The 12,872-nt window shown below is 37.6% G+C and carries 9 protein-coding genes; 8 read left to right on the top strand and 1 reads right to left on the bottom strand.

Annotation, left to right across the window (positions count from 1 at the left end; translation table 11 throughout):
* Positions 1 to 18 precede the first annotated feature (18 nt).
* The 7 genes from IGL13_RS06540 to IGL13_RS06510 all read left to right on the top strand — a co-directional run bounded on the left by IGL13_RS06540 (position 19) and on the right by IGL13_RS06510 (position 10,539).
* Positions 19 to 447, top strand: a complete 429-nt coding sequence (locus IGL13_RS06540; RefSeq protein WP_002363980.1) for a CoA-binding protein — start codon at positions 19 to 21, stop codon at positions 445 to 447.
* Between the two features lie 204 nt (positions 448 to 651).
* Complete coding sequence (gene parE, locus IGL13_RS06535) at positions 652 to 2,709, top strand: DNA topoisomerase IV subunit B (RefSeq protein WP_002401497.1); 2,058 nt, start codon at positions 652 to 654, stop codon at positions 2,707 to 2,709.
* Between the two features lie 12 nt (positions 2,710 to 2,721).
* Entirely contained in the window at positions 2,722 to 5,184 is a 2,463-nt protein-coding gene (gene parC, locus IGL13_RS06530; protein ID WP_002357527.1) for a DNA topoisomerase IV subunit A, read from the top strand.
* 289 nt (positions 5,185 to 5,473) lie between these two features.
* Positions 5,474 to 7,720: a formate C-acetyltransferase gene (gene pflB, locus IGL13_RS06525; RefSeq protein WP_002357529.1), complete on the top strand. Its 2,247-nt coding sequence runs from the start codon at positions 5,474 to 5,476 to the stop codon at positions 7,718 to 7,720.
* A 76-nt stretch (positions 7,721 to 7,796) separates the two neighbouring features.
* The gene (gene pflA, locus IGL13_RS06520; RefSeq protein WP_002357530.1) at positions 7,797 to 8,561 is read left to right on the top strand and encodes a pyruvate formate-lyase-activating protein; all 765 of its coding nucleotides are present in this window, start codon (positions 7,797 to 7,799) and stop codon (positions 8,559 to 8,561) included.
* A 95-nt stretch (positions 8,562 to 8,656) separates the two neighbouring features.
* Positions 8,657 to 9,583: a manganese-dependent inorganic pyrophosphatase gene (locus IGL13_RS06515; RefSeq protein WP_002360265.1), complete on the top strand. Its 927-nt coding sequence runs from the start codon at positions 8,657 to 8,659 to the stop codon at positions 9,581 to 9,583.
* A gap of 71 nt (positions 9,584 to 9,654) precedes the next feature.
* Complete coding sequence (locus tag IGL13_RS06510; RefSeq protein WP_002378265.1) at positions 9,655 to 10,539, top strand: DUF1803 domain-containing protein; 885 nt, start codon at positions 9,655 to 9,657, stop codon at positions 10,537 to 10,539.
* A 58-nt stretch (positions 10,540 to 10,597) separates the two neighbouring features.
* Here IGL13_RS06510 and IGL13_RS06505 read toward each other — a convergent pair whose 3' ends face one another.
* Positions 10,598 to 11,149, bottom strand: coding sequence for a DUF2179 domain-containing protein (locus IGL13_RS06505; protein ID WP_002378266.1), 552 nt, complete (start codon positions 11,147 to 11,149; stop codon positions 10,598 to 10,600).
* Positions 11,150 to 11,329: 180 nt separating this feature from the next.
* Between IGL13_RS06505 and cls the strand changes: the two genes are divergently transcribed.
* The gene (gene cls, locus IGL13_RS06500; protein WP_002371124.1) at positions 11,330 to 12,790 is read left to right on the top strand and encodes a cardiolipin synthase; all 1,461 of its coding nucleotides are present in this window, start codon (positions 11,330 to 11,332) and stop codon (positions 12,788 to 12,790) included.
* Positions 12,791 to 12,872 lie beyond the last annotated feature (82 nt).

Genomic DNA, 12,872 nt, shown 5'->3' with positions numbered 1-12,872 from the left:
AAAAAAGGGGTTGAGTGAATGACATTTGAGAATCCAAGTCAAAATCAAATTTTTGATATTTTAAAACAAGCAAAAAATATTGCGGTGGTTGGTTTGAGTAACAAGCCCGACCGCACAAGTTACAAAATTGCGGAAATTTTACAGCAACATGGCTATCGTGTATTGCCTGTCAATCCAGTTTTAAAAGGTGAAACGGTGCTTGGCGAAACGGTTTATGGGACATTAACAGAGATTCCTGAAAAGATTGATATTGTTGACGTCTTTCGGCGGAGTGAATTTTTGCCAGAAGTGGCCGCAGAAACATTGAAAACAGAAGCGCCTGTCTTTTGGGCCCAACTAGGTTTGGAAAATGAAGAGGCAGCGAACTTGTTATTAAATGAAGGTCGTCAAGTTATTATGAACCGTTGTATTAAAATTGAATTGGCAAAAATGGCAGATGCTGAATAAACACGTGTAATTTTATAAAGAAAGAGCGTCCTGAACGGAAAGCTCTTTTTTTTTTGACCCAGATAGAGTATTATTGTAATGATGGTTTTAGAAGGAGCGAACGGAAAACGCAAGAAACCCGCTCACTCTTCTTCTAATTCTTTAAGAAATAGTTAATGTACGCTTATTAACTAAACGAGAATCTAAGTATAAGGAGTTTTTTCTTTGGCTAAAAAAATTAACAATGAGTACAATGATGCCTCTATCCAAGTCCTAGAAGGATTGGAAGCAGTGAGGAAAAGACCTGGTATGTATATCGGTTCAACCGATAGCCGTGGACTCCATCACTTAGTCTATGAAATTGTCGATAACGCAGTCGATGAAGCGTTATCTGGCTACGGGAATGAAATCAACGTAACTATCCAAAAAGATAATAGTATTTGTGTTGCAGACTCTGGCCGCGGAATGCCAACAGGGATGCATGCTTCTGGTATCCCAACAGTAGAAGTAATTTTTACTGTCTTACATGCGGGTGGTAAGTTTGGCCAAGGTGGCTATAAAACTTCAGGCGGACTCCATGGGGTGGGTGCCAGTGTTGTTAATGCCTTATCGAAGTGGTTAGAAGTTCATATTGTTCGTGATGGCGTAGAATACATGGAACGATTTGAGGACGGCGGTAAACCAGTTGGTACCTTAAAAAAAATCGGCAAAACAAAAAAACGCAACGGCACCTCCGTTACTTTTTTACCTGACGACACCATTTTCTCTACGACAAATTTTTCTTACGAAATTTTAGCAGAACGTTTGAGAGAATCAGCTTTCTTATTAAAAGGCGTCAAAATTACTTTAACGGATGAACGTGGGGAAGAACCCAAAGAAGAAGTCTTCCACTACGAAGAAGGCATTAAAGAATTTGTTGCCTATCTAAATGAAGAAAAAGATACATTAACACCCGTTGTTTATTTTTCAGGAGCCAAAGAAGGTATTGAAGTTGAATTAGCTTACCAATACAACGATGGCTATTCTGAAAATGTTTTATCTTTCGTTAACAATGTCCGCACAAAAGATGGCGGTACCCACGAAGTCGGTATGAAAACGTCAATGACAAAGGCGTACAATGAATATGCACGTAAAGTAGGACTATTAAAAGAAAAAGATAAAAATTTAGAAGGTAGCGACTTCCGTGAAGGCTTAGCAGCCGTCCTTTCTATTCGAGTACCAGAAAACTTACTACAGTTCGAGGGCCAAACCAAAGGAAAATTAGGTACACCTTTAGCAAGAACCGTTGTCGATAACGTCGTAGGCGAACAAATGGGCTTCTATTTACAAGAAAACAGTGAAATGAGTCAATCATTAATTCGGAAAGCGATTAAAGCCCGTGAAGCCCGTGAAGCGGCTCGCAAAGCTCGTGAAGAAAGCCGGAACGGTAAAAAACGGAAAAAAGGTGAATCGTTACTTTCTGGAAAATTAACACCGGCTCAATCTAGAAATCCTAAGAAAAATGAACTATATCTTGTCGAAGGAGACTCGGCCGGTGGCTCAGCAAAACAAGGACGCGATCGGAAATTTCAAGCCATTTTACCGCTACGAGGAAAAGTCATTAATACGGAAAAAGCGAAAATGCAAGACATCTTGAAAAACGAAGAAATCAATACTATGATCTATACAATTGGCGCAGGCGTCGGTCCTGAATTTTCAATTGAAGATTGTAATTATGATAAAATCATCATCATGACCGATGCGGATACCGATGGTGCCCATATTCAAGTGTTGCTATTAACGTTCTTCTATCGTTATATGAAACCATTAATTGAAGCCGGCAAAGTCTACATTGCCTTACCACCACTTTATAAAGTCTCTAAAGGAACTGGAAAAAAATCAGTCATTGAGTATGCTTGGACCGATGGTGAATTGGCAGAAGTGATTGATAAAGTTGGTAAAGGCTATATGCTCCAACGCTATAAAGGTCTGGGGGAAATGAATGCAGAACAACTTTGGGAAACAACGATGGATCCTGAAACTAGAACCTTAATTCGTGTTCGGATTGATGATGCAGCTCAAGCAGAACGCCGTGTGACCACATTAATGGGCGACAAAGTCGAACCTCGTCGAAAATGGATTGAACAACATGTTCAATTTACGTTGGAAGAAGATGGCAGTATTTTAGATCGTTCAGAAGAAGACACTTCTACACCAACAGGAGAAAGTCTTTTAGATGCGGAAAAAACAAAAGAAGCAGAACAAACCGATGACACTGAAATCAGTTTGTTTGACATAGAGTAGGGAGTGACAATTTTGGAAAAACGCCAAGAAGTTCAAGAATTAACCCTTGAAGAAGTAATGGGCGATCGTTTTGGAAGATATTCCAAATACATCATTCAAGAACGGGCCCTACCAGATATTCGAGATGGGCTAAAACCAGTACAACGCCGCATTCTCTTTTCAATGAATAAAGACGGCAATACCTTTGATAAAGGCTTTCGTAAATCAGCAAAATCTGTCGGAAACATTATGGGGAATTATCATCCCCATGGCGACAGCAGTATTTATGAAGCGATGGTCCGTCTAAGTCAAGACTGGAAATTACGGGAAGTACTAATTGAAATGCACGGAAACAATGGAAGTATGGATGGCGACCCGCCAGCGGCGATGCGTTATACAGAAGCTCGTTTATCACAGTTAAGTGGTGAGTTGTTAAAAGATATCGACAAAAATACCGTCGATTTCGTCTGGAATTTTGACGATACAGAAAAAGAACCCACTGTTTTACCAGCCAAATATCCTAATTTATTGGTAAATGGCTCAACGGGGATTTCAGCAGGTTATGCAACAGAAATTCCTACACATAATTTAGCGGAAATTATTGATGGGACCGTGTATTTAATTGATCATCCTAATGCAAGTTTAGAGAAATTAATGGAATACATTCCAGGACCAGATTTTCCAACAGGTGGGATCTTACAAGGAAAAGCAGAAATTAAAAAAGCCTACGAAACCGGCCGTGGTAAAGTAATTTTACGTGCGAAGACAAAGATTGAGCCCTTAAAAGGCGGCAAACAACAAATTGTCATTTCTGAAATTCCTTATGAAGTCAACAAAGCAACGCTAGTGAAGAAGATGGATGAAATCCGTTTAAATAAAAAAGTAGACGGCATTGCCGAAGTTCGTGACGAAAGTGACAGAACTGGCTTGCAAATTGTTGTTGAACTAAAAAAAGATGTCAATGCAGAAGGTATTTTAAATTATCTATTTAAAAACACTGAATTGCAAATCAATTACAACTTTAACATGGTAGCCATCGACAACATGACCCCGCAACAAGTGGGCCTAAAACGGATTTTAGAAAGTTACATTACTCACCGCAAATCAGTTATCATTAACCGTTGTCAATTTGAGTTGGACAAAGCTCGCAAACGTGAGCACATTGTTGCTGGTTTAATTAAAGCATTGTCTATCTTAGATAAAGTGATTGCAACAATCCGTGGCAGTAAAGATAAAAAAGATGCGAAGAAGAACTTAGTATCCGACTATGCGTTTACTGAAGAACAAGCTGAAGCAATCGTTACTTTACAGCTATACCGTTTAACCAATACGGATATTACTGATTTACAAGAAGAAGCGAAAACTTTAGAACAACAAATTGCTGAGTTATTGAACATTTTAAACAATGAAAAAGAACTATTCTCAGTCATGAAAAAAGAACTTCGCGAAGTTAAAAAGCAATATGGCAATCCGCGCTTAACTCAAATTGAAGAGGAAATCCAAGAAATCAAGATTGAAACAGCCGTGTTAGTTGCACAGGAAGACGTGGTCGTAACCGTGACGCACGAAGGCTATATCAAGCGGAGTAGTATTCGTTCTTATACAGCATCAAAACCAGAAGAAATCGGCATGAAAGAAGGCGACTTTTTACTATATGCTGGCGAAGTCAATACATTAGATCATCTTTTACTAGTAACAAATAAAGGAAATATGATCTATCGCCCCGTCCATGAGTTGCCAGATTTACGCTGGAAAGAAATTGGCGAACATATTTCTCAAACCATTTTAAATCTTGCTATCGATGAATCGATTATTGCTGTATATCCTTATAAAGAGTTAAGTCCGACAAAAACCTTTGTTTTCATTACAAAAGCTGGCATGATTAAACAAACCAAAATGGCTGATTTTGAGCCTTGGCGCACTTATAAGAGCCGCCCGACATCTTGTATGAAATTAAAATCAGACCAAGATGAAATTACCAATGTTTATTTAACAAATGATCAAGACTTATTGGATGTTTTCCTCGTTAGCAATCGCGGTTTTGGCTTACGCTATCCATTATATGAAGTACCTGTTGTGGGTAGTAAAGCGGCTGGAGTTAAATCAATGAACCTCAAAGAAGACGATTATGTCGTTAATGGTTTACTGGTTCATTCTGAAGGGGATACACCGATTGTCATCGTTACCCAACGTGGCGGTGTTAAACGCATGTTAGCCCAAGAATTAACACAATTAGGACGAGCAAAACGTGGATTAATGGTCTTACGGGAATTGAAGAAAAATCCACATCGTGTTGTCTTTATGTCTGAAAGTACCGATTTAGATTTATTAGTTACTACGCAAAAAGGCACACAAGAAGTTATTCAGTCGAAAAACTATCCAATCAGTGAACGAACATCCAACGGTTCCTTTGTCATCGATGAACAAAAAGATGGCCAAGTAATGGAAGTCCACGAGATGCATTCTGCAGTGATTGAAGAAGAACAAACAAACTGAACTGTGTTATAAATATCTCCACAGCAGCTATCTGTATTAATACAGATAGCTGCTGTTTTTAATACAGAAGTACATTTTTCACAAGTGATAACAACTATAAATCGTTCTTATTTTCACAAGTATAAATGTTTATATATCAGCATTTAGAATCTTTGATCCCCATTTATTTATTAAGAAAGTGCAATAAATAATAAAAAAACGCTTGCATCTAAAAGGTTATGTGTTATACTAATCACATAAAGCTGTTACATACAATCAAGTAGCAGTTAACTAAGGAGGCAAACACTTCATGAAACAATGGGAAGGCTTTAAAGGCGACAAATGGAGAACAAGCGTTGACACTCGTGATTTTATTCAAAACAACTACACAGAGTACAAAGGCGACGACAGTTTCTTAGAACCAATCGCTCCGAGCACTGACAAATTATGGACAAAACTACAAGAATTATTTGAAATCCAACATGAAAAAAATGGCGTTTATGACATGGATAGCGATATCCCAGCAACTATTACGTCACATGAACCTGGTTACTTAATCAAAGAAGAAGAAAAAATTGTCGGTTTACAAACAGATGTACCATTAAAACAAGCATTTATGCCATTCGGTGGTATTAAAATGGCGAACAATGCCTTAGTTTCAAATGGTTATGAAACTGACGAAGAAATGACAAAAATCTTCACAGAATACAGAAAAACACATAACCAAGGTGTTTTTGATGCCTACACAGCTGAAATGCGTTTAGCACGTAAAAACAAAATCATTACTGGTCTTCCAGATGCTTATGGCCGTGGCCGTATTATCGGTGACTATCGTCGTATCGCATTATATGGTATCGACTACTTAATGGAACAAAAGAAAAAAGATCATGATAACACTGGTAACAAAGAAATGACAGACGATGTTATTCGCTTACGTGAAGAAATTTCTGAACAATACCGTGCGTTAAATGACTTAAAACAAATGGCTGCTTCTTATGGTTTCGATATTTCTCGTCCTGCTGCAAATGCGCAAGAAGCAATCCAATGGTTATACTTTGGTTACCTAGGTGCCATTAAATCTCAAAATGGTGCGGCAATGTCAATTGGTCGTATCTCAGCATTCTTAGATATCTATATCCAACGTGACTTAGAAGCTGGTTTAATCACTGAATTCGAAGCACAAGAAATGATTGACCATTTAATCATGAAATTACGTATGGTTAAATTTGCACGGACACCAGAATACAACCAATTATTCTCTGGTTATCCAATTTGGGCAACATTATCTATTGCTGGTATGGGTATTGACGGTCGTTCATTAGTTACCAAAAATGACTTCCGTATCTTACACACATTAACAAACATGGGACCATCTCCAGAACCTAACTTAACTGTATTATATTCTTCTCACTTACCAGAAGGTTTCAGAACATATGCAGCTAAAATCGCGAAAGAAAGCTCATCTATCCAATTTGAAAACGATGACTTATTACGTGAAAACTGGGGCTCTGACGACTGTGCAATCGCATGTTGTGTTTCTGCAACAGTTATGGGTAAAGATATGCAATTCTTCGGCGCTCGTGCGAACTTAGCGAAAGCTGTTCTTTATGCAATTAACGGCGGGGTCGACGAAAAAACTAAAATGCAAGTAGCACCAAAATATCGTCCAATGACTGGTGACAAATTAGATTACCACGAATTCATGGAACGCTATAAAGACATCTTAGACTGGTTAGCTGAATTGTACGTTAACACATTAAACATTATTCATTACATGCATGATAAATATGCATATGAAGCACCACAATTAGCTTTAATGGATACTGATTTACAACGGACATTCGCAACTGGTATTGCCGGAATCTCTCATGCGACTGATAGTATCATGGCAATTAAACACGGTGAAGTAGAAGTAATCCGTGACGAAGATGGTATGGCAATTGATTATGTACCAACAAAAGAATTCCCAACATACGGAAATGATAACGAAGAAGCCGATGCAATGGCTAACTGGATTTTAGATTACTTTATGACACAAATTAAACGTCAACACACATACCGTAACTCTAAACCAACGACTTCATTATTAACAATCACTTCAAACGTTGTTTATGGTAAAGCAACAGGGAACACGCCTGACGGACGTCGTGCCGGCAAACCTCTTGCACCAGGTGCGAACCCAAGTTATCAAGACGGTAAATTCTTAGGTGAGAAAAATGGCTTATTAGCTTCATTAAACTCAACAGCTCGTTTAGAATATACAATCGCTTTAGATGGTATTTCTAATACACAAACCATCAACCCTAATGGTTTAGGTAAAGACGACGACACAAGAATTAACAACTTACGTAACGTATTAGATGGCTACTTCGATAAAGGTGGTTACCACTTAAACGTAAACGTATTTACAAACGAATTATTATTAGATGCACAAGCACATCCAGAAAAATATCCAAACTTAACTATCCGTGTATCTGGATATGCCGTGAAATTCCGTGACTTAACTCCTGAACAACAAGCAGACGTTATTTCAAGAACTTCACACGACAGACTATAAAAAACATTTACATTATTTAACTGAAAGGGTGACATTTAACGTGTCATCCTTTTCATTTGAAAGAAGAGGGATCATTATGACAACACCAGTTACAGGTAGAATTCATTCAACAGAAAATTTTGGTACCGTTGATGGCCCAGGTGTCCGTTTTATCGTATTTACACAAGGGTGTCGCATGAGATGTCAATTCTGTCATAATCCAGATACTTGGAAAATTGGTTCCGGTGGTCGTGTGGTGACGACTGACGAAGTATTAGAGGAAGCATTACGTTTTCGCTCTTATTGGGGCGAAAAGGGTGGTATCACTGTCAGTGGTGGTGAGCCGCTATTGCAAATGGACTTTTTGATCGATTTATTTAAAAAAGCCAAAGCACAAGGCATTCATACAACCTTAGATACGTGTGGCAAGCCTTTTACTCGGGAAGAACCCTTCATTAGTCAATTTGATGAATTGATGAAGTATACAGATTTACTCTTATTTGACATCAAACATATTGATAACGAGCAACATAAACTGTTAACAACGCAATCAAATGATAATATTTTAGAGATGGCTACCTATTTATCTGAAATTGACAAACCTGTTTGGATTCGCCACGTATTGGTGCCTCAACGTAGTGATTACGACGAATATTTAATCCGTCTGGATGCCTTCATAAAAACATTAAACAATGTAGATAAAGTTGAAGTGCTTCCTTACCATACGATGGGCAAGTACAAATGGGAAGAACTAGGTATTCCTTATCCATTAGAAGGAATTGAGCCTCCTAAAAATGATCGTGTTGAAAATGCGAAAAAACTACTACATGTCGAGGACTATCAAGGTTATCTAGCACGTTAACAAACGAAAAAATAGAAAAGAAGACAATTTTTTTGTTGTTTCTTTTCTATTTTTTGTTATCATTAAGAGTGAATCAAAACCAAGGAGTGTGTATTATGTCAAAAATTTTAGTTTTTGGACACCAAAATCCTGATACAGATGCTATCGGAGCAGCAATTAGTTTTGCTTACTTACAAAAAGAATTAGGAAAAGAGACAGAAGCTGTCGCTTTAGGAACACCAAGTGAAGAAACTCAATATGCCTTAGATTATTTTAATATTGAAGCACCACGTGTTGTCACTGAAGCAGCTAGCGAAACAAACCAAGTCATGTTAGTGGATCATAACGAATTCCAACAAAGCATTTCAGATATCGCTGAAGTAAACATTTTAGCAGTAGTGGATCATCACCGGATTGCCAACTTCGAAACAGCAGATCCATTGTATTATCGTGCAGAACCAGTAGGGTGTACCAGTACAATCATCTATAAAATGTTTAAAGAAAATAACGTGACAATTCCAGCTCAAATTGCTGGTATGATGGTCTCAGCGATTATTTCTGATACATTATTATTTAAATCACCAACTTGCACACAAGAAGACATCGATGCAGCGCACGCCCTAGCTGATATTGCTGAAATTAATTTAGAAGGCTATGGTCTTGACTTATTAAAAGCAGGAACAAATTTAAGCGATAAATCAGCTGAAGTTCTTTTAGATTTAGATGCTAAAAGCTTCCCAATGAACGGCAAAACAGTTCGCGTTGCTCAAGTAAATACCGTCGACTTAGCAGAAGTTTTAGATCGTCAAGCTGAATTAGAAGCAGCTATGGCCGCAGAAAATGCAGCCAATAATTATGACTTGTTTGTCTTAATTATTACGAATATCCTAGACAGTGATTCTGAATTATTAGCGATTGGTGCGGAACAAGCCAAAATTGAAGCAGCGTTCAATGTAACATTAGTTAACAATCGTGCGTTCTTACCAGGCGTTGTTTCTCGTAAAAAACAAGTAGTACCACAATTAACAGAAGTCTTTAACTAAAACCGTAAGCGCCTAAGCAACGCGATAAATTCCTTGTTGCTTAGGCGCTTCAATAGTAAAGGGGCGTTAACATGAATGATTTAGCAATTTACTATCATTCTCCGCAACAAACGAAACAATACAATCATTTGCTCAACCAATCACTTTTTTTCCCTCTTGTTACTTTTATGTATGAACATCGGGAAGAAAGAATCATTTTAAGACAATTAAAAGCGGCTTTTGCAACAGAAGCCAAGTTAGAACAATTTTTATCAGAAATGATTGATTGTCAGTTAATCATTCGGGAAAATCGTCAATATCGTTTGAATTTTCCTATTTATACGGCAGCTGAAGTTGCGAGTTTGACCTTGGCTGAAGACGAACTTCCTAAGTTTAAAGGAACTGTAACAGAGCAATTATTTTGGCTAGCTGAATCTTTTTGGCCACAAGTGTTTCCAGAAGAGGAAGACTATTTTTTTGGCGTGAGCGGTGGCCTCTCATTTTATCAAAAACAAAGATTGGCCTCGGCACAACTATCTATAATTACGCTTGAAAAAGAAAAGACAGAGGTTCCAACAATGCCTCGTTATTTTGATTATTTGGGCAAAGAGGAAGCCTTGCCAGAAGCCTTCAGCGCTTTATATGACTTGCTAGGGGACGTAAATCCTGAATACTATCTTTCGCAAGCGAGAAGAGTCATTAAACAAGCTCTGCGAGGCCGCAAAGTCAGTACTGTGCCTAATATTTTTCAAGAAAGTTTGCACTTGACCCAAGTGATTACGATTGACCAGGACCACTTAAAACTCCTTTTACCAGTAGCAACGGAACAAGCCGAGCCTTTAGAAGCACAGTCGGATATTCTAGCATTTTATTATGGAAAAATTGCTAACCGATCGGCCATCGAACGCTTAGTTTTTATGCAACAATTGATTGAGCAACTAGGTACGAACTCTCTAAGTTATCTTAGAATAAATTAAAGTTACGATAATTTTATTATGTAAACTAAAAATCAATAACAAGAAATGACGCCGCTTCTTAGTGAGAAATGGCGTCATTTCTTTTACGAACTTTTTTCGTCCAAAAACCACCAGAAATGAACTTAGGCTCATAGGAAATGATAAATGCTCTCGGCTCTAATTGATTGATTAATTTGTACAATGTACGTTCGTTTTTTCTTGGGGAAAGGATTTCTAAAACCATTCGTTCTCCTTCGCGTCCGTAGGCGACACTTTGTGTAACACCATAGCCGTGTTCACGAAGTGTTTCTGGTAAATGAAATTGTTCAGTAGTAGAAGGGAGGATAACCGATACCATCATATAACCCAAGGCCAAATAGTCTTCGATTTTAATTCCTACACTAATGCCAACAGCGTAACCAAGCGCATAAACAAGTAAATTTAAAGGATTGTCTAACCGATTCAGAACCATACTCAGCCCTAAGACATAAATTGTTATTTCAGCCATACTAACCAGCGGTGCAATAACCCGATAACCTTTCATCGTTAACATAAAACGAATAGTATTTAAGGTAATATACGCAAAATTAATGATAAAAATCATAGCTAACATTTTCAAATCAACGACCATAAAATAAGTACCTCTTTTCAAAATCTTTACATCCAGCCCTCATTATAGTACAGAAAAACTGAGAATCAAAGGCGAAACACTTATAGAAATGAATTCTTTTTTGAATACTCGCTCATATTATTCGCCTAATTTAACTGTTATTTGATATAATCTTAGTATGAAGTAAAAAGGAGGTAAGCGATGAAAATTTTTGTTTGGATTTTGTTATTTTTATTAGTAATTAACGTTATTGCTGCCTTAATTACTGTTTTTAGAAAACCTCGTAGTATTTCCAGCGTTTTAGCATGGATGATGACGTTGATTTTCTTGCCTGGTATCGGCTTTATTATTTACTTATTCTGTGGGCGAGGTATCGATGGACAAGAAGTTTTTAAATTGTCTGATGATGAAAAACAAATGGTTCAACGAATTAAAGAAAAAGTGGACGTTGATAACAAAAAAGCAGGGCGCGATAAACGTTATGATTTACTTTATGATGCGAAAGTTTTAAATCGTTATTTCCGGAATATGGACGCATCACCGTTGGCCAAAAGAAATAGTTTGCAATTATTCACAGATGGCCAAGAAAAATTCCAAGCATTATTTGAAGATATTCGTGCAGCGAAAGAAACCGTTCATGTGGAGTATTATGCGTTTTTTAATGACACAATTGGCAATCAATTTTTAGATGTATTAATCGAAAAGTTGCATGAAGGCGTGGAAGTTTACTTAATTTACGATCCTTGGGGTTCACCCGGCGCAAATAAAAAGTTTTTTGCTCGTTACGTTGACGCTGGAGGAAAAGTAGCTCCCTTTATTACTTCTCGCGATATGATCCGTAAAACACGTCTAAATTATCACTTGCATCGGAAAATTGTTGTCATCGATGGGAAAATTGGCTGGACCGGCGGGTTCAATGTTGGGGATCAATATTTGAATGTCACCGAAAAATTTGGTTACTGGCGAGATACCCATATTCGTTTGGTCGGGACGGCCGTATTTTCATTGCAAGAGATATTTATCATGGATTGGAATGCTTCAGTCAAATATCCTGAAGAACGTATGACGTATCATGAAAAATATTTTAAATTACCAGAAGATCATGAAGTGGAGCATTTGTCCTTACAAGTTGTTTCAGATGGTCCTGATTCAGAAGAAGAAATTTTGAAAAGCGGGTTTGTTCGGATGATTTTTTCTGCAGAAAAGAGTGTCTGGATTCAAACACCGTATTTAATCCCTGACGATAGTATGATTAATGCGTTGTTAGTGGCGGTTCGTTCAGGTGTCGACGTGCGAATTATGATTCCTTGTATGCCTGACCATCCCTTTATTTACCGCGCAACACAATATTACGCGAATTACTTACACAAACGCGGCATTAAAATTTATATTTATGATAGTGGGTTTATTCATGCAAAAACAATGGTGATTGATGATGAATTAGCTATGGTTGGCACAACAAACCAAGATATTCGCAGTTATTCATTGAATTTTGAGGTGAGTACGTTTATTTACAATCCCGACATTGCGTGGATGTTAGCGCAAGTCTTTGAAGAAGATATAGAAAAAAGTGTCTTACTAACCGACGAGATAATTAAAAAACAAGGGTACTGGCTACGCTTCAAGCAAAACTTTTCACGCTTGTTGTCCCCAGTCTTGTAATCAAATAAATCAGCAGTGAATGTAGTAAACTACTATTTTCACTGCTGATTTTAGTAACAAAACACTGAGGTGGTCTACCTAA

Source organism: Enterococcus sp. DIV1937 (assembly GCF_050535975.1).
In the GTDB taxonomy this organism is placed as follows: Bacteria; Bacillota; Bacilli; order Lactobacillales; family Enterococcaceae; genus Enterococcus; species Enterococcus faecalis.
This window is presented reverse-complemented; position numbering and strand designations above follow the sequence as displayed.

Coding starts and splice junctions, on each gene's coding strand:
- cls (WP_002371124.1), top strand. CDS start 11,330: ATGAAAATTTTTGTTTGGATTTTGTTATTTTTATTAGTAATTAACGTT.
- pflA (WP_002357530.1), top strand. CDS start 7,797: ATGACAACACCAGTTACAGGTAGAATTCATTCAACAGAAAATTTTGGT.
- IGL13_RS06540 (WP_002363980.1), top strand. CDS start 19: ATGACATTTGAGAATCCAAGTCAAAATCAAATTTTTGATATTTTAAAA.
- IGL13_RS06505 (WP_002378266.1), bottom strand. CDS start 11,149: ATGGTCGTTGATTTGAAAATGTTAGCTATGATTTTTATCATTAATTTT.
- pflB (WP_002357529.1), top strand. CDS start 5,474: ATGAAACAATGGGAAGGCTTTAAAGGCGACAAATGGAGAACAAGCGTT.
- IGL13_RS06515 (WP_002360265.1), top strand. CDS start 8,657: ATGTCAAAAATTTTAGTTTTTGGACACCAAAATCCTGATACAGATGCT.
- IGL13_RS06510 (WP_002378265.1), top strand. CDS start 9,655: ATGAATGATTTAGCAATTTACTATCATTCTCCGCAACAAACGAAACAA.